Genomic DNA, 18,421 nt, shown 5'->3' on the forward strand with positions numbered 1-18,421 from the left:
CGCCATTTGCAGGCGCCCCCTCTCGACCATCCAAGGAACCGCAACCATGAGCCAGACCAACTCCTCCGAACACATCCACGACCTTATCGGCGTCGGCTTCGGCCCTTCCAACCTGGCCCTGGCCATCGCCCTGGAAGAGCTCGCAGAGACCAACGGCCACGCCCTCGACGCCCTGTTCATCGACAAGCAGAGCGACTATCGCTGGCACGGCAACACCCTGGCCACCCAGAGCGAACTGCAGATCTCCTTCCTCAAGGACCTGGTCTCGCTGCGCAACCCCACCAGCCCCTACAGCTTCGTCAACTACCTGCACCAGAAGCAGCGCCTGGCCGACTTCATCAACCTGGGCACTTTCTACCCTTGCCGCCTGGAGTACAACGACTACCTGCGCTGGGCCGCCGACCACTTCGCCACCCAGGCCGTGTACGGTGAAGAGGTGCTGCGCATCGAGCCGGAACTGCGCGACGGCAAGGTCGACCACCTGCGCCTGGTCTCCCGTGACCAGCAAGGCCGCGAATACCAGCGCCGCGCCCGCTCGGTGGTGGTCGGCAGCGGCGGCACGCCGAAGATTCCCGAGGCCTTCCGTGCCTTCAAGGACGACCCACGGGTGTTCCACCACTCCCAGTACCTGAGCGCCCTGCAACAGCTGCCGTGCAACCAGGGCAAGCCGATGCGCATCGCCGTGGTCGGTTCCGGCCAGAGCGCCGCCGAAGCCTTCATCGACCTCAATGACAGCTACCCGTCGGTCAAGGTCGACATGATCCTGCGCGCCTCGGCCCTCAAACCGGCCGACGATAGCCCGTTCGTCAACGAGATCTTCGCCCCCGAGTACACCGACCTTGTGTTCAACCAGCCCCACGCCGAGCGCGCCAAGTTGGTCAACGAATACCACAACACCAACTACTCGGTGGTCGACGTCGACCTGATCGAACGCATCTACGGCATCCTCTACCGCCAGAAGGTCGCCCACCAGTACCGCCACGGCGTGCTCTGCCGCCGCAACATCGAAGACGTGGTCAGCACCGCCGAAGGCATCGAGCTGACCCTGCGCGACCTGGCCACCGACGTGCGCCAGACCCACCGCTACGACGCCGTGATCCTCGCCACCGGCTACGAGCGCCGCTCGCACCGCGACCTGCTGGCGCCGCTGCAGCAGCACCTGAAGGACTTCGAGGTCGACCGCAACTACCGCGCCCTGGCCAGCCCCGAATTCGGCGCCAGCGTCTACCTGCAAGGCTTCTGCGAAGCCTCCCACGGCCTGAGCGACACGCTGTTGTCGGTGCTCCCGGCACGCGCCCAGGAAATCGGCCAGTCGCTGTACCAGCACCTCGGCTCGCAGGCCAGCAACGCCCCGGCCGCGCTGCGCGCGACCCGTGCCTGACCACAGGGAACACTCGATGAGCAATCAACCGCGCGGGGCCATGCGCGAGCTGCTGGCCCTGCTCCGCCCTTTCTGGCCGGTGGTCGCGCTGTCGATCGTGCTGGGCATGGTCGGTGGCCTGAGCGTCACCGCCCTGCTCGCCACCATCAACAACGGGCTGCACACCGAAGGCGGGCTGAGCCAGGGCCTGGTGCTGGGCTTCGCCGGGCTGTGCTGCCTGGCGCTGGTCAGCAGCATCCTCTCGGACATGGGCACCAACCATGTCGGCCAGCACATCATTGCCAAGCTGCGCCGCGAGCTGGGCGAGAAGGTACTGGCGGCGCCGATCGAACAGATCGAGCGCTTTCGCACCCACCGGCTGATCCCGGTGCTGACCCACGATGTCGACACCATCAGTGATTTCGCATTCGCCTTCGCCCCCCTGGCGATCTCGCTGACGGTGACCCTGGGCTGCATGGGTTACCTGGCGATGCTGTCGTGGCCGATGTTCCTGCTCATGCTGGCGGCCATCGTGATCGGCTGCAGCGTCCAGTTCATCGCCCAGGCTCGCGGCCTGCGCGGCTTCGAGGCGGCACGCGAGGCCGAAGACGAGCTGCAGAAGAACTACAGCGCCATCGCCGAGGGGGCCAAGGAACTGCGCATCCACCGGCCACGGCGCAAACGCATGTTCACCCAGGGCATCGTCGGCACCGCCGATTTCATCTGCAACACCCAGGTCAAGGCGATCAACACCTTCGTCGTGGCCAAGGCCTTCGGCTCGATGCTGTTCTTCGTGGTGATCGGCCTGGCCCTGGCGTTGCAGGCGTTCTGGCCGAGCGGCGACAAGAGCGTGATGAGCGGCTTCGTGCTGGTGCTGCTGTACATGAAAGGGCCGCTGGAGCACCTGATCGGTACCTTGCCGCTCGTCAGCAAGGCGCGCATTGCCTTCGCCCGCATTGCCGAACTGTCGCAGCGTTTCTCCTCGCCTGAACCCCACCTGGTGCTCGACGCCCCTGTGCAGACCGGGCGCAGCATCGAGCAGCTGGAGCTGGTCGATGTGCGCTATGCCTTCCCGCCCGTCGGCGAGCAGGCTCCGTTCTGCCTGGGGCCGGTGAACTTGCGCATCGAACAGGGCGAGATCGTCTTCATCGTGGGTGAGAACGGCTGTGGCAAGACCACCCTGATCAAGTTGCTGCTGGGCCTGTATGCGCCACAGCAAGGCGTCATCCGCCTCGATGGCCAGCCGGTGGAACATGTCAATCGCGACGACTATCGCCAGTTGTTCACCACCATCTTCGCCGACTACTACCTGTTCGACGACGTGATCCAGGCCGACCAGGCCCTGCCGGCCCAGGCCGACCAGTACCTGCGACGCCTGGAGATCGCCCACAAGGTCAGCGTGGAGGATGGACGCTTCAGCACCACCGACCTGTCGACCGGCCAGCGCAAACGCCTGGCACTGGTCAATGCCTGGGTCGAGGGGCGCCCGGTGCTGGTGTTCGATGAATGGGCAGCCGACCAGGACCCGACATTCCGCCGGGTGTTCTACACCGAGTTGCTGCCTGACCTGCAACGCCTGGGCAAGACCATCATCGTGATCTCCCACGACGACCGTTACTTCGATTGCGCCGACCAATTGGTGCGCATGGAGGCCGGGCGGGTCGTCAGCGAACGCGTCAGCGCCTGATGTAGGAAAAAACCGGGAATTCTTTTCCGGTTTTTTTACGCCCTGCGTCTTATAACCATAACCATTCGCAATTAGCACAACATCTTAATTACAACAGGCAGTCCCATGAGCCCTTCGCCAGCACATAAAAAACGCTCCACCTTCCGCCCGATCCTGGCCCTCAGCACAGCACTGGTCATCGGTTACACCGCCCAGTTGCAGGCCGCCCCGATCGCCCTGGACATTCCCGCCCAGCCACTGCCCAGCGCCCTGCAGGCCATCAGCAAGCGCACCAACCTGCAGTTCGTCTACAGCCCCGACATGCTCGCCAACCTGCGTTCGTCGCCGGTCAAGGGCACCTACGAACCTGAGCAGGCACTGGCCGAAATGGTCCGTGGCACCGGGGTGAGCTACACCCTGGAGGGCAGCACCGTCATCTTTTCGGTACCCACTGACGCCAGCGAAGGCACCATCAACCTGGGCGCCACCTCGGTGAATGCCGCGGCCCTGGGCCAGACCACCGAAAACACCGGTTCCTACACCACGGGCGCCACCACCGTCGGCAGCAAGATCGCCCAGTCGATCAAGGAAGTGCCGCATTCGGTATCGGTGGTCACCCGCCAGCGCATCGAGGACCAGAACCTCACCACCCTGACCGACGCCCTGGACAAGACCACCGGCGTCACCCTGCAGAAGAACGGCGCCTCCGGCTCCTCGCTGGGCAACGACACCAACTTCTTCTCCCGCGGCTTTGCCGTGTCGAACATCCAGTTCGACGGCGGCGCACCGATGGACACCGCGATCTCCGGCTACGGCTCGATCAGCCAACTGGACCTGGCCCAGTACGACCACGTCGAGTTCCTGCGCGGCGTCGACGGCCTGTATTCGGGCAGCGGCAACCCCGGCGGCACCATCAACCTGGTGCGCAAGCGCGCCCTGGACCACAACCAGCTCAAGTTCTCGGCCTCGGCCGGCAGCTGGGACACCTACCGCAGCGAGCTCGACGTCACCGGCCCGCTGACCGAAAGCGGCAATATCCGTGGCCGCGCAGGCATGGCGTACCAGAACAACCAGTTCTTCTACGACGGCGCCAACATGGAGAAGCACCTGTTCTACGGCTCCCTGGAGTTCGACCTGAGCCCGGACACCTTGCTCACCGTCGGCGCCAGCTACCAGGAGAACGAAGGTATTCCCAACTTCGGCGGCCTGCCGCGCTACAAGAACGGCGATGACATCGGCCTGTCACGCAAGACCGCCTACCTCGCCTCCTGGGGCTCGGTGCACGAAAAGACCAAGCAGGCCTACCTGAAGCTCGACCACAACTTCAACGAAGACTGGGTGTGGACTACCGACCTCACCTACATGGACATGGACCGCAACGGCAACTCGCTGTTCGCCAACGGCGCCGTCGACCCGCTCACCGGAACCGGCACCATGTGGCTGAACTACCCAGCCAAGACCGGCCTGGAGCGCAAGGGCATCAACAGCTACGTCAAGGGCGGCTTCGACCTGTTCGGCCTGCGCCACGATGTGCTGGTGGGCGCCGACTACTCCCACGCCGACGGTTACACCGTGCAGCGCTGGGGCCTGCTCAACTTCACCCCGCTCGACATCTTCAACCCGGTCACGCCCGCCAACCCGGGCAGCACACCGAACAAGACCGACGACAACACCACCGAGAAGTACGGCTACTACGGCATGACCCGCCTGTCGCTGACCGACCGGACCAAGCTGATCCTCGGCGCGCGCGTTGCCACCTACAAGTACCGCGACGTCGAAGTGTTCTTCGACGACTTCGGCAACGTGCTCGATGACCCTGCGCCCTACCACCGCCGCTTCAAGGAACAAGGGGTGACCACCCCGTACGCCGGCCTGACCTACGACCTGACACCGCAGTGGACCGCCTACGTCAGCTACGCCGAGACCTACAAGCCACAGTTCCTGCAAGTGGGCTACCCCAACCAGGCACTGGACGCTGCCACCTCGAAGAACTACGAGGTCGGCCTCAAAGGCCTGCTGTTCGAAGACAAGATCAACACCAGCTTCGCCATCTACCGCATCGAGCAGGAAGGCGCGGCAGTACTCGACTCGCGTTACCCGCAGGAATTCGGCGCCAACAACTGCTGCTACCTCAACCAGGGTGAAGTGGTCAGCGAAGGCTTCGATGCCGAAATCAGCGGCGAGGTGCTCACCGGCCTCGAGCTGTTCGCCGGCTACACCTACAACCACACCATCGACAGGGCCGGTGACGAAACCCGCGCCATCTACTCGGCCGTCACCCCCAAACACCTGTTCAAGCTGTGGGGCACCTACCGCCTGCCGGGCGAGCTGGACAAGTGGAAGCTGGGCCTGGGCGTCACCGCGCAAAGCACCAACAGCCGCAGCGGCATGGTCAACCCGTACAACCCTGCCACTGGCCAGTACGACGGCCAAGCCGAGGAGTTCAAGTTCGCCCAGGCCGGCTACGCCATCTGGAACTCGAGCGCGGAGTACCAGATCGACAAGAACTGGTCGGCGATCGTCAACGCCAACAACATCTTCGACAAGAAGTACTACCAGACCGTCGGCACCTCGGCCAACGGCAACTTCTACGGCGAGCCACGCAACTTCACCCTTACCGTGCGCGCTACCTACTGAGCCCACCCTGCAAACACGAAAAGGCCGCCCTCGGGCGGCCTTTTCGTTTTCGGCGCAGCGCTATCGGAGCCGCTCGTCCAACCATTGCCCCAGGTGCCGGTAGATCCCCTCCACCTCCGAGACCATGCCATGCATGCGCAGGAAGTCATGGGTCAAGCCCGCCTGCACCTGCAAGGTGGTCTGGGTACCGCTGTGCTCCAGGCGCTCGGCCCAGGCCACGCCCTCGTCGAACAGCGGGTCGTATTCGGCCAGCGACACCAGCGCCGGCGCCAACGGGCGCAGTTGCTCGATGCGCAGCGGGGAAACCCGCCAGTCATCGGCCATGGTCGGCGCATAGTGCCGGTAGAACCAGTCCAGCGTCGCGGTCTCCAGCAGGTAACCCTCGCCATAGCGGGCATGGGACGCCCGTGTGGTGCTGGCCTCGGCCACCGGGTAGAACAGCAACTGCGCCCGTGGCCGCAGCGCCAGCTCCTCGGGCTGGTGCGCCGCAGTGATCGCCAGCACCGTGGCCAGGGTCGCCCCGACGCTGTCGCCGCCCACCGCCACCCGGCCGCTGTCCAGGCCCAGCGCCGCGCCCTGTTCGGCCAGCCAGGTGGCCGCATCCAGGCAGTCGTGCAGCGCCGCCGGGAACGGGTGCTCCGGCGCCAGCCGGTAGTCCGGGGCCAGCACCGCGAAATCCCCCGCCAGCGCCAGGCGCCGGCACACCACGTCATGGGAGTCGAGGCTGCCCACCACATAACCGCCGCCGTGCAGGTACAGCAGCACGGGTTGCTGCGTATCGGCACAGTCGGGCCGGCAGTACAGCCGCGCGGCGATGGCATGGCCATCACGCGCCGGGATCGACAGGGCCTGCACCTGCACCGCCTGGGGCGGGCTGGCATCAAGGATCTGCGAGGCGTTTTCGAATTCCAGGCGGGCCTGGGCCACGTCCAGCGTATGCATGGGCTGGCTCTTGCCGCTCATGCGGCCAAGTTCGACGAGCTCGAGAAAGCCCGCCAAGTCGGGATGCAATGGCATCGAATGGATCCTTGCTGAAGAAGACTCTGATTAGACGAACCAGCCGCCTGCCAATAAAGCAAAAGGCCGACCCCTTGCGGGGCCGGCCTGTGCTTTCAGCCTTCGACGTCCTGGGCTAGCCTGAGCTGCCCGGCCAGGGCCTGCAGCAACGGCTCGCTCTTGATGATCTGGTAATGGGAAACCCCATCGATCACCTGCGTCTGCGTGACGCCGCCCAGGCCCTGTTCGAAGGCGCCGGTCAACGCCTCATCCTGGCCACCGGCCCACCACAGGCGGGCCTGGCAATCAACTGCCGGCACCTGTTCGAGTTGCGCCGCCAGCGCTTTCAGGCGCATGGCGACCACGAAGGTGTGCGCCAACTCCTCGGCAGCGAAGCCCGCATGGCCCGCAGCGCCGCGTTGGGCCTGCAGGGTTTCGATGAGACCCTGCAGGGCCACCACGTCACCATCGGCCACGGCATCCAGCGCAGGCAATGCCTGGGCCTCGCAGTCGAAGATCACCGCCAGGTAACCCGGCAGGTCCTCGCCCCAACCCTGCACATCGGCCACCTGGCCAGCCTGGGGCACGAAGCTGTCGACCAGCCCCAGCAGCGCCACCTGCTGGCCCTGCTCACGCAGCTCGCGGGCAACCAGCGCCGCCAGGGTACCGCCAAGCGACCAGCCCAACAGATGGTAGGGCCCCTCGGCCTGCTTCTGGCGGATGTACTGGGCATAGTCGATGGCCATCGCCTGCAGGCTGTCGTCCATCCACTCACGGTCCAGCAGCATGCGGTTCTGCAGGCCATAGACACTGCGCACCCCGTCCAGGCGACGCGCCAGCGGCTCGTAGTCGAACACCGTGCCGAAGCCGGCATGGATGCAGAACAACGGCGCCACCCCCGCCACCCGCGCATTGAGCAGCAACAACGGATCGAGGCTGCCCTGCTCGGCCTGGTAGCCAGACAGCTCGGCGATGGTCGGCTTGCCCATGATGTCGCGCAGCTTCAGGTCCAGGCCCAGTTGCGGCTCGCCGCGCACCTTGCCGAGCACCTTGAGGATGCGCAGCGAGTCACCACCGATCTCGAAGAAGTTGTCGGTGACCCCCACCTGCTCAAGCTCCAGTACCTCCTGCCAGATCTGCGCCAGGCGCCGCTCGACGGCATTACGCGGCGCCACGTAGGCACGGCCCTGGAAGTCCGGCTCAGGCAGCGCCTTGCGGTCAACCTTGCCGTTCGGGCTCAGCGGCATGGCCGCGAGCACCATCACCAGGGCTGGCACCATGTAGTCCGGCAGTTCCTGGGCCAAGGCACCGCGCAGGCGCTCACCGAGCCCGGCCTGTGGCTCGGCCACCACGTAGCCGACCAGTTGTTTGCCGGCCGCACTGTCGCGGGCGATCACCAGCGACTCACGTACGCCCGGCTGCGCTGCCAGGCGCGCTTCGATCTCGCCCAGTTCGATGCGGAAGCCACGCACCTTCACCTGATGGTCGAGGCGGCCGAGGTAATCCACCACACCATCGGCGCGGCGGCGCACCAGGTCACCGGTACGGTACAGGCGCCCGCCAGCGTCGCCGAACGGATCGGCAACAAAGCGCTCGGCGGTCAAGCCGGGGCGGCGGTGGTAGCCACGGGCCAGTTCATAGCCACCGATGTACAGCTCGCCGGCCACGCCCTCGGGCACCGGGTTCAGCTGTGCATCGAGGATGTACAGGCTGCGCGCCCCCACCCCACTGCCGATCGGCGCGTACGCCGCATTGCAGTTGGCGTCGCCGGCGGCATTCCACAGCAACGGCGTGACCACCGTTTCGGTGGGGCCGTAGCCGTTGGTGAACTGGCGTGGGCGCAGGGTGCGCTTGACCAGTTCGAAGTTGCTGTTGGCCACCGCGTCGCCGCCGAAGCAGTAAGTGTCCACCGGTGGTGGGTTGTCACGCCCTTCGCCGTATTCGGCCAGTTGTTGCAGGTAGGCCGGTGGGAAGCAGGCAATGGTGATGCCGTGCTGGTGCAAGGCATTCCAGGTTTCTTCCGCCGTCCACAGGCGCTCGTCACGCAGCACCAGGCGCCCGCCGGCGGCCAGGGTCGAAAGCCAGCGCTCCTGGGCACCGTCGAAGGCAAACGACATGAACAGCAGCTCGCGGGTCTCGCGGCCCATGCCATAGCGCTGGATGATCGCCTCGCAATGCCGCGCGATCGGGCCGTGGCTGACCGCCACGCCCTTGGGCAGGCCGGTCGAGCCGGAGGTATAGATCAGGTAGGCCAGCTGGTCGGCGTCCGTCACCGTTGCCTGTGCCAAGCGCGGGGCCTGCGGGTCGAGGTCCTCCAGTTCCAGACGCAGCGCGCCGTCGACCTGCGGCAGGCGCTCACGCAGCGAACGCTGGCTGAGCAGGATGCCCATGCCCGAGTCCTGCATGATCCATTGCAGCCGCTCACGCGGGTAACCGATGTCCAGCGGCACGAAGGCAGCGCCGGCCTTGTGCACCGCGTACAGGGCCACCACGCTGTCCACCGAGCGCTCCAGGGCCACGCCGACAAAGGTCTCGGGGCCGGCACCCAGTTGCACCAGGCGTGCCGCCAACTGGCTGGCACGCTGCTCGAGCTGGCCATAGCTGAGCTGCGCTTCGCCGCAGACCACCGCAACGGCCTGGGCTTGGGCCTGGGCCTGCTCGCCGATCAACTGCGGCAGCAGGCGTGCCGGTGCCTTGGCCACGGCCGGTTGCGCGGCGCCCTGCACCACCTGCGCCAGCGCGCCGATGGCCCGCTCGCCCGGTTGCAGCAGGGCCTGCAGCAAGGCCTCGAAATGCCCGCGGATCTGCGTCACCGCCTCGGCGGTGAAGCGGTTGCGCAGGTACAGGAACTCCACCTCGAAGGTATCGCCCAGCTTGATCGCCAGGTCCATGGCGAAGTTGGTCACATCCCGCGACTGCACCTTGCCAAAGCGCGGCGCCGACGGATCTGGTTGCTGCAGGCGCTCGTCGACCGGGTAGTTCTCGAACACCAGGATGCTGTCGAACAGCGCCTGACCACCCTGCCCCGACCAGCGCTGGATATCCGCCAGCGAAGCATGCTCGTGGTCACGCACCTCCAGGTTGTGTGCCTGCAACGCCTGCAGCCACTGGCCGAGCGAGGCCTGCGGCGTAGGCTGGTGGATGATCGGCAGGGTGTTGATGAACAGCCCGAGCATCTCATCCGCCCCGGCCAGGCTCGCCGGTCGGCCCGCCACGGTGGCACCAAAGCACACCGCCTGCTGGCCGGTGTAGCGCTGCAGCAACAGCAGCCACGCGGCCTGCACCAGGGTGTTGGCAGTCACGCGCAGGGCCTGGGCGCGTTCGCGCAGCAACGCGGTGCGCGGCGCATCCCACTGCAGGTAGAGCGCATCGTGGCCCAACAGCTCGGCGGCGGGTTTCGGGTGCACCGCGTCGGCCAGGCTGGTCGGCCCTTCGCACAACGCCAGGCGCCCCTTCCAGAACTGCTCCAGCGCCTGTTGCGGCTGGGCCTGCAGCCAGGCGATGTAGTCGCCGTAGCGTCCGCGCTTGGCCGGCAGCGCGCGGCCGGCATACAGCTCGAGAACCTCGCCGAACAGCCGCGAACTGCTCCAGCCGTCCATCAGTATGTGGTGGCTGGTCCAGATCAGGTGGTGACGGTCGTCGTCAAGGCGCACCAGGGTCAGGCGCATCAACGGCGGTGTCAGCCAGTCGAAGCCACGCGCGCAGTCAGCCTGCACCAGTGCCTCGATGGCGGCGCTGTCGACCGTGCGGCCACGCCAGTCCAACTGCTCGACCGACAGCGGTGCGCGGCGCTTGACCACCTGCAACGGCTGGCTCAGTTCAGGGCTGGTCCAGAACGCGCTGCGCAGGATCTCGTGGCGCTCGACCACCTGTTGCCAGGCGCCGACGAAGCGTTCGGCGTCGAGCTGCTCCACCGCCACGCTGAGCTGGTTGACGTACAGGCTATTGCCGGCGGCTTCCAGGCTGTGGAACAGGATGCCCTGCTGCATCGGCGACATCGGGTAGATGTCCTCGACCTCACGGGCCGGGAACGGCAGTTGGCGCAGCTGCCTGGCGGCCAGGCCACTGTGTGGGAAATCACTGGCGGTGACGCCACCCGCGCCTGGCGCCAGGCAATGCTCGACCAGCCCTTGCAACGCCGTCACGTAGGCATCGGCCAGGCGCTGGATGGTGCTGGCGTCGAACATCTCGCCGCTGAAACTCCAGGCCAGGCTGAGCACGCCGTCATACACCTGGCCGTTGATGGTCAGCCAGTTGTCCAGCGGCGCCTGGTCCGACTGCTCCTGGCCCTTTGCCTCGGCCACCGGCAGGAACAGCGTGCTGTCGGCCTCGAAGCTGGCATCGAACTGGCCAAGGTAGTTGAAGGTGATCCGTGGCACCGGCAACGCCGCCAGCGCGGCACGGGTCGCAGGCTCACCGAGGAAACGCAGCAGGCCATGGCCCAGGCCCTTGTCCGGGATGGCGCGCAATTGCTCCTTGATCGCCATGATGCTGGCACCGGGCTGCGCCGCCGGGCTCAGCTTCACCGGGTACAGGTTGGTGAACCAGCCGACGGTACGGGTCAGGTCGATGTCATCGAACAGCGCCTCGCGGCCATGCCCCTCCAGTTGCACCAGCACCGAGGCCTCGCCGGTCCACTGGCTGACCACCTGGGCCAGCGCGGCCAGCAACAGGTCGTTGACCTGGGTGCGGTAGGCCGCCGGGGCTTCCTGCAGCAGTTGTCGGGTGCGGGTGCTATCGAGCTCGGCATGCACGGTCAGCGCATGGCGGTTCTCACCTTGCTCCACGGCACGGTCCCGTGGCAGGTCGCCACGCACGCCCTCGAGCTGGGCCACCCAGTAGTCACGCTCGGCCAGCACCTGTTCGCTGCGGGCATGGGCCTTAAGCCGCTCGGCCCAGGCCTGGATCGAGCTGGTGCGCGGCATCAGTACCTGACCCTGATAGGCCAGTTGCAGGTCTTCGAACAGGATCCGCCACGACACGCCATCCACGGCCAGGTGGTGGATCACCAGCAACAGGCGCTGCTCACCATCGGCCAACTGGGCCAGTACCGCGCGCAGCAGCGGGCCGTGGCCCAGGTCAAGGCTGCGTTGCGCCTGCTCGGCGAACGCCTCCAGGGTCTGCCCGGGCGCAAGCTGCACCTGCCACAGCAGCTCAGTGTCGAGCGCCTCGGCAAAGTGCGCCTGCCAGCCACCCTCGCCCTGGGCGAAACGCAGACGCAGGGCATCGTGGTGGGCCAGCACCGTGGCCAGCGCCTGGCGCAGGCGCTCGGCATCCAGGGCCTGCACCGGTTTGAGCAGTACCGACTGGTTCCAGTGGTGGCGCTCGGGCACCGCTGTGTCGAAGAACACCTGGTGCACCGGCAACAGGGTCAGCGCCCCACGGGCAGGGCCCTGGGCCTCGCCCAGCGGCGCCTCACCCAGTTGCGCGACGCTGGCCAGCGCCTGCACCGTCTGCAGCTGGAACAGCTGCTTGGGCGTGAAACGAATCCCCGCCTGACGGGCACGGCTGACCAACTGGATCGACACGATAGAATCGCCGCCCAGTTCGAAGAAGTTGTCGGCAAGGCCAACCCGCTCGACTTTGAGCACGTCCTGCCACAGTTGCGCCAGGCGTTGCTCCAGGTCGCTCACCGGCGCCTGGTAGGCCTGGGTTGCCTGCTCGCGGTCAGGCAACGGCAGGGCCTTGCGGTCGAGCTTGCCGTTGGCGGTCAATGGCAAGCCATCGAGCAACAGGATATGGCCAGGGACCATGTACCCCGGCAGCTGCGCCAGCAGCTCGGCCCGCAATGTCTCGCGCAATGCCTGCGCTTCGCTGCCCGGCTGGGCCACTACATAGGCCACCAGTTGCTGGCCCTGTTCCAGCGTTTGCGCCAGCACCACCGCCTCGCGCACCTGGGCATGGCGCGCCAGGCAGGCCTCGATCTCGCCCAGTTCGATGCGCAGGCCGCGGATCTTCACCTGATGGTCGATACGCCCGGCGTACTCGACCACCCCGTCGCCACGCTGGTGCGCCAGGTCGCCGCTACGGTACAGGCGACTGCCCGGCGCACCGAACGGGTTGGGCAGGAAGCGCTCGGCGGTCAGTCCAGGGCGCCCGTGGTAGCCACGGGCCAGGGAATCGCCGGCAATCATCAGTTCGCCCGTCACGCCCGGCGCCACAGGGTGCAGCCAGGCATCCAGCAGCCACAGCTGCACGTTGGCCAGCGGCCGGCCAATCGGCGTCACCGCACCGTCAGGGCCGTCACCCAGCAGCAGGAAGCTGCTGTCGATGGTCGCCTCGGTCGGCCCGTAGAGGTTGCACAGGCGGCCCTGCCAGCAGGCCCGCAGTTGGCTGACCAGGGTCGCCGGCAATGCCTCGCCACCCATGTACAGCTGACGCAGGCCGGCCAGTTGCCCGGCATCGGCGTGTGGCAGCAACGCCTGCAGCAGCGACGGGGCCATCTGCAGCACACTGATCTGCTGTTCGGCGACCATCGCCCACAGCGCGGTCAAGTCGTCGTTGAGCGACGGCGCAGCCATCACCAGCTGCGCGCCATCGATCAGGGGCGCCCAGAACTCCCACACCGAAGCATCGAAGCTGAAGGCGGTCTTCTGCAGCACCCGGTCGTCGGCCTGCAGCGCCAGTTGCTCGCGCATCCACAGCATGTGGTTGGTCAGCGCGCCATGGCGCAGCGCGACACCCTTGGGCTGGCCGGTCGAGCCGGAGGTGTAGATGACATACGCCAGGTTGTCCTCGTGCACCGCCACCTGCGGGTCGCGGGCCGGCTGATCGACGCAATCCGCGCCGAGTTCCAGCACCTGCAGGCCGTCCAGCGCCGGCAGGCGCTCACGCAGCGATGCCTGGGTCAGCAGCAGTTCGATGCCGCTGTCCTCGATCATGTAGGCCAGCCGCTCACGCGGGTAGGCCGGGTCCAGCGGCACATAGGCGGCACCCGCCTTGAGCACGGCCAGCAAGCCGACCACCATCTCCAGGCTGCGCTCGGCCGCCACGCCGACCAGTTGGTCGCGGCCCAGGCCTGCGGCCAGCAGGCGATGGGCCAGGCGGTTGGCCTGGGCGTCGAGCTGGGCGTAGCTCAACTGCTCGTTGCCGGCCCGCACCGCCACGGCGTCCGGGCTGCGCAGCGCCTGGTCCCGCACCAGCTGGTGCACCGGTTGCGCGGCGGCGAACACCCGGCCGCTGGCGTTCCAGCGCGCCAGTTGGTGCTGCTGCTCGCCTTGCACCAGGTTCAACTGGCCCAGACAACGTCGCGGGTTGTCGGCCAGGGCCAGCAACAGCAACTGCAGGTGACTGTCGAGCTGGCGCAGTTGTGCGGCATCGAAGCGCTCACCGTCGTAGCTGAAGTGCAGGTCCATGCGCTCGCCCAGGTTGACCGCCAGGGTCAGCGGGTAGTTGGTCTGCTCATGGTGGGCGATGGCGCCAAAGCGCAGGTCCTGCGGCGACGCCTCCTGCAGCGCCTCTGCCACCGGGTAGTTCTCGAACACCAGCAAGGTGTCGAACAGGGCTTCGCCACGCTGCCCGGCCCAACCCTGAATATCCGCCAGCGGCGTATGCTCCTGCTCACGCAGCGCCAGGTTCTGCGCCTGCAGCGCCTGCAGCCAGTCGCCGATGCACTGCTCGGGCAGCGGGCCAGCCACTACCGGCAAAGTGTTGATGAACAGGCCGATCTGCTGCTCGACATCCTTCAGTTCGGCGGGACGGCCGGCCACGGTGGCGCCGAAGCACACCGTGGGCTGGCCGGTATAGCGTTGCAACAGCAGCAGCCAGGCCGCCTGCACCAGGGTGTTGACGGTGATCTTCTGCTGCCGGGCGAACTCGCCCAGGGCCGCCGTGTGGCTGCGCGTCAAGCTGCTGTGCAGATGCGCAAGCCCAGCCTCGGCCTCGGCTGGCGCGGGCAAGGCGGCTGCGAGCAGGGTCGGGGCCTGCAGCGCGGTCAACTGCTCGCGCCAGAAACGCTCGCAGGCAGCAGCATCGCGCCCTTGCAGCCAGGCGATGTAGTCACGGAAGCGCCCACTGGCCAGGCTCGGCAACTGGCCGTTGTAGCGCTGCAGCACCTCGCCGAGCAACTGCGAGTTGCTCCAGCCGTCGAGCAGCAGGTGATGGTGGGTATAGACCAGGTGGTAGGCGGTCTCGCTCAGGCGTACCAGGGCGATGCGCAGTAGCGGGGCACGGCCAAGCTCGGTGCACTGGGCCATCTCCTCGGCCACCAGCGCCTGCAGCGCGGCATCGCGCTCGGCATGCTCGCGCCAGTCCAGCACCTGGAACGGCAGTTGCGCCTGGCGGTACACCACTTGCAGTGGCTGCGCCACACCGCCCTGCCAGACAAACCCGCTGCGCAGGATGTCATGGGCGTCAATGGCCGCCTGCCAGGCCTGGGCGAAGCGCTCGGGCTCGAGCCCATCGACGTCCAGGCGCATCTGGTTGACGTATTCACTGGCACGCTGCTCGTACAGGGTGTGGAACAACATGCCCTGCTGCATCGGCGACAGTGGGTAGAGGTCCTCGACCTGTGCCGCAGGCAGGCCCAGGCTGTCCAGCTGGGCCTGGTCAAGGGTTGCCAGGGGGAAGTCGGAAGGCGTGAAGCCGTGCGCGTCCTCGGCCAGGCAATGGCCCACCAGCGCCGCCAGCGCCGCCTCGTAGGCCTTGGCCAGACGCTCGATGGTAGCTGGTTCGAACATCGCCCGGCTGAAGGTCCAACTCAGGCTCAGTTCGCCATCGTAGACCCGGCCATCGACCATCAGCCAGTTGCCCAGCGGCGCGTCGCCGCTCTGGTCCAGGCCCGCAGCCTCGCCGGCCGGGCGCAACAGCGCCTCGGGCTGGTCGAAGCTGCCATCGAACTGCCCCAGGTAGTTGAAGGTGATGCGGGCTGCAGGCTGTGCCGCCAACTGCTCGCGCAGCCCAGGCGCACCCAGGTGGCGCAGCAAGCCATGGCCCAGGCCTTTGTCCGGGACTGCGCGCAATTGCTCCTTGATCGCCTTGATGGTCGCCTCGGCACCATTGGCCGGGGTCAGGCTGACCGGGTAGAGGCTGGTGAACCAGCCCACCGTGCGGGTCAGGTCAATGTCGTCGAACAGGTCTTCACGGCCATGGCCTTCGAGCTGGATACGCACCGCGCTGTCGCCGGTCCAGCCGCTGATCACCTGGGCCAACGCGGCCAGCAGCAGGTCGTTGACCTGGGTGCGGTATGCCGCCGGGGCCTGTTGCAACAGCTGCCGGGTCAGGGCCTTGTCGAAGTGGCTGCTGACACTGCTGGCGTCGCGGTTGAGCGCCTGGTCCACCCGATGGTCACGCGGCAGCTCGGCGCCCTGGGCCCCGGCGGCCAACCAGTAGTTGGCCTGGTCCTGCAGCGCAGGGCCATTGGCATGCGCCTGCAGACGGCTGGCCCAGGCTTGCAGCGAACTGGTCTTGGCCGGCAGGGCCTGGCCGTTGTAGGCCAATTGCAGGTCTTCGAAGAGGATCCGCCAGGACACGCCATCCACCGCCAGGTGGTGGATCACCAGCAACAGGCGCTGCTCGCCGCCTGGCAAGCTGGCCAGCACCGCGCGCAGCAGCGGGCCGTTGCCCAGGTCGAGGCTGGCCTGGGCGCGCTCGCCAAGGGCCTGCAAGCCGTCCAGGTCGGCAACAGACTCCTGCCACAGCAGCGGCGTGTGCGCCTGCACCGCGGCGAAACTTGCCTGCCACTGGCCGGCCGCTTCGACAAAGCGCAGGCGCAGTGCGTCATGGTGCTCCACCAGGCGCTGCAGCGCCTGCTCCAGGCGTGCACCGTCCAGCGCTTGCAACGGTTTGAGCAGCACCGACTGGTTCCAGTGGTGACGCTCGGGGATCGCGGTGGCGAAGAAATGCTGGTGGATCGGCAGCAAGGTCAGTTCACCTTCGACCGGGCCCTGATCGATCTGCGCAGCGCCCTCCTCCAGCCTGGCCACCCCGGCCAAGCCTTGCACGGTCTGGTGCTGGAACAGCTCCTTGGGCGTGAAGCGAATCCCCGCCTGGCGGGCACGGCTGACCACCTGCATCGACACGATCGAGTCGCCGCCCAGCTCGAAGAAGTTGTCGGTCAAGCCGACCTGCTCGCGCTTGAGCACCTCCTGCCAGATCGCCGCCAGGCGCTGCTCCAGCGCGCTGCGCGGGGCCACGTAGGCCTGCGCCAGGCTCGCCTGCGGCGCCGGCAGCGCCTTGCGGTCGAGCTTGCCGTTGGGGGTCAGCGGCAAGGCGTCGAGGAACACCAGCTGCGCCGGCACCATGTACTCCGGCAGCACCGCCTTGAGCCGGCTGCGCAGGGTCTCGCGCAGCGCAGCCGCGTCCGCGACCGGCCCCTGGGCCACCACGTAGCCCACCAGTTGCTGGCCGTTGGCACCCTCCAGCGCCAGCAGCACGCCTTCGCGCACTTCGGGTTGTTGCAGCAGGCGCGCCTCGATCTCGCCCAGCTCGATGCGGAAACCGCGGATCTTCACCTGGTGGTCGATGCGACCAACGTATTCGATCACCCCGTCGGCGCGGTAACGGGTCAGGTCACCGGTGCGGTACAAGCGCTCGCCAGCGGCGCCGAACGGGTCAGGCACGAAGCGCTCGGCGCTCAGCCCCGGGCGCAGCAGATAGCCGCGGGTGATGCCGTCGCCGGCCAGGTACAGCTCACCCGCCGCGCCCTGGGGCACCGGCTGCAGCTGGCCGTCGAGGATGTAGGCGCGGGTGTTGTGCAGCGGCCGGCCGATGTTGGCCGTGCCGCCGGCCGTGCGCCGGGTCCAGGTGGAATAGGTGGTGTCTTCCGACGGGCCGTACAGGTCGTACACGTGCTCGACCGTGCCCTGCGCGTACAGCGCATCCACCAGCCCTTGCTTGAGCGGCTCGCCGGCCATGTTGACGATGCGCACGCCCGCCGGGATCTGCCCGTCGCGCTGCAACGCCAGCACCGCCGACGGCACGCTGTTGATCAGCCGCACCTCGTCGCGGGCCGCCAGCTCCGGCAGCTCCAGCGCATTGCGCGCCATCACCAGCGAGCCACCGTTGCCGAGGGTGACGAACAGCTCCCACACCGACAGGTCGAAGCACACCGAGGTGCTCGCCAGTACGCCCTGGATATCGGCCTGGCTGTACACCTGGCGGCTCCAGTGGCTGAGCGCCAGCACGTTGCGGTGGGCGATCGCCACGCCCTTGGGCTTGCCGGTGGAACCGGAGGTGTAGATCACGTAGGCCAGGTTGTCGGCCAGCGCGCGCGGCGCCAGGTCGCTGCTGGCGTGGTGCGCCAGGTCGGCGCCGTCGGTGGCCACCTGCAGCACCCGGGCCTGGCTGGCCGGCAGCTGCTCGGCCAGTTGCGCCTGGGTCAGCAGCAGCCGTGCCTGGCTGTCCTCGAGCATGTAGGCGACCCGCTCGGCCGGGTAATCCGGATCCAGCGGCACGTAGGTGCCGCCGGCCTTGAGCACCGCCAGCAGCGCCACCAGCAACTCGGCGCTGCGCTGCATGCACACGCCCACCCGAACCTCCGGGCCCACCCCTTGGGCCACCAGCTCGCGGGCCAGGCGGTTGGCCCAGCCGTTGAGCGCGGCGTAGCTGTAGCGGCGTTCGCCGTCGATCAGTGCCAGGGCATCGGGTTGCAGCGCGGCCTGCGCCTGAATGGCGCCGTGCACGCTGCCTTCGCCGTCGTAGGCGCTGGCGGTGGTGTTCCAGGTGTGGCAGAGCAGTTGCCGCTCGGCGTCGCCCAGCAGCGGCAGCTGGTCGATGCGCGCCTGCGGGTCGGCGACGATCGCGCGCAGCAGGTTCAGCCAGTG

At 67.4% G+C, this 18,421-nt stretch carries 5 protein-coding genes; 3 read left to right on the plus strand and 2 right to left on the minus strand.

What is annotated here, in order from left to right; genetic code table 11:
• Nucleotides 1–46 precede the first annotated feature (46 nt).
• The 3 genes from ACO6VM_RS19495 to ACO6VM_RS19505 all read left to right on the plus strand — a co-directional run bounded on the left by ACO6VM_RS19495 (nt 47) and on the right by ACO6VM_RS19505 (nt 5,663).
• Nucleotides 47–1,381: a lysine N(6)-hydroxylase/L-ornithine N(5)-oxygenase family protein gene (locus ACO6VM_RS19495; RefSeq protein WP_422403684.1), complete on the plus strand. Its 1,335-nt coding sequence runs from the start codon at nt 47–49 to the stop codon at nt 1,379–1,381.
• A gap of 16 nt (nt 1,382–1,397) precedes the next feature.
• Nucleotides 1,398–3,047, plus strand: a complete 1,650-nt coding sequence (locus ACO6VM_RS19500; RefSeq protein WP_422403685.1) for a cyclic peptide export ABC transporter — start codon at nt 1,398–1,400, stop codon at nt 3,045–3,047.
• A 105-nt stretch (nt 3,048–3,152) separates the two neighbouring features.
• On the plus strand, nt 3,153–5,663 hold the full coding sequence (locus ACO6VM_RS19505; protein ID WP_401060855.1) for a TonB-dependent siderophore receptor: 2,511 nt from the start codon (nt 3,153–3,155) through the stop codon (nt 5,661–5,663).
• Between the two features lie 60 nt (nt 5,664–5,723).
• Here the strand turns inward: ACO6VM_RS19505 and ACO6VM_RS19510 are convergent, their stop codons facing one another.
• Both ACO6VM_RS19510 and ACO6VM_RS19515 read right to left on the minus strand, forming a co-directional pair.
• Nucleotides 5,724–6,680 carry an alpha/beta hydrolase gene (locus tag ACO6VM_RS19510; RefSeq protein WP_401060854.1) on the minus strand — a complete coding sequence of 319 codons (957 nt, stop codon included), beginning with the start codon at nt 6,678–6,680 and terminating at the stop codon, nt 5,724–5,726.
• Between the two features lie 95 nt (nt 6,681–6,775).
• A partial coding sequence (locus ACO6VM_RS19515) for an amino acid adenylation domain-containing protein (protein WP_422403686.1) occupies nt 6,776–18,421 on the minus strand: 11,646 nt, incomplete at its 5' end.

It is taken from the genome of Pseudomonas sp. GZD-209, from assembly GCF_049310485.1.
Taxonomy (GTDB): domain Bacteria; phylum Pseudomonadota; class Gammaproteobacteria; order Pseudomonadales; family Pseudomonadaceae; genus Aquipseudomonas; species Aquipseudomonas sichuanensis.

Bases quoted from the DNA above. Each gene is read 5' to 3' on its own strand.
- ACO6VM_RS19500 (WP_422403685.1), top strand. From the start codon at position 1,398: ATGAGCAATCAACCGCGCGGGGCCATGCGCGAGCTGCTGGCCCTGCTC.
- ACO6VM_RS19505 (WP_401060855.1), top strand. From the start codon at position 3,153: ATGAGCCCTTCGCCAGCACATAAAAAACGCTCCACCTTCCGCCCGATC.
- ACO6VM_RS19510 (WP_401060854.1), bottom strand. From the start codon at position 6,680: ATGCCATTGCATCCCGACTTGGCGGGCTTTCTCGAGCTCGTCGAACTT.
- ACO6VM_RS19495 (WP_422403684.1), top strand. From the start codon at position 47: ATGAGCCAGACCAACTCCTCCGAACACATCCACGACCTTATCGGCGTC.